This window comes from Desulfonatronum sp. SC1 (assembly GCF_003046795.1).
GTDB lineage: Bacteria > Desulfobacterota > Desulfovibrionia > Desulfovibrionales > Desulfonatronaceae > Desulfonatronum.
The window spans coordinates 1-452 of the sequence record NZ_PZKN01000142.1; the positions used below are offsets into that span (position 1 = coordinate 1).

A 452-nucleotide genomic window follows, 5' to 3' on the forward strand; every position below is an offset into this window, starting at 1 on the left:
CGATGATCCTGTCCCGTAAATACGCCAAACCAGGTGCACTGCTCGAGCAACTGCTGAAAGAAGCGCAAGAACGCGTGAAATAACCCCTCGGCCGATCAGCTGGTCGGCCCTCTATTTCCAGAGGCCAAAAGGATAGGATATGTCCGTTTTCTCATTGAAGATTGATATCGCCGATAACAAATTTTTCAACGGCGAAACATCACCGCTCTTTTCGCAAAGCCAGGCCAAACTGGCGCGCCAGTTCCACCAGAAAATAGCTGGTTATCGCCCAACACCGCTTTGTGCGCTGGACGATCTCGCAAACCTTTTTGGTGTGAAGAAAATTCTCGTCAAAGACGAATCAAAACGATTCGGTCTGAACGCCTTCAAAATGCTTGGCGGTGCGTACGCCATCGCTCAATTATTGTGTGAAAAATATCATCTTGATATCGAAACGCTGTCATTTGAGCACC

1 pseudogene is annotated in these 452 nt (G+C 48.2%); it reads left to right on the forward strand.

Annotated features, from left to right (window positions below):
- Nucleotides 1-139: 139 nt before the first annotated feature.
- Nucleotides 140-452: pseudogene (locus C6366_RS18670) on the forward strand (pyridoxal-phosphate dependent enzyme); the annotation flags it as partial.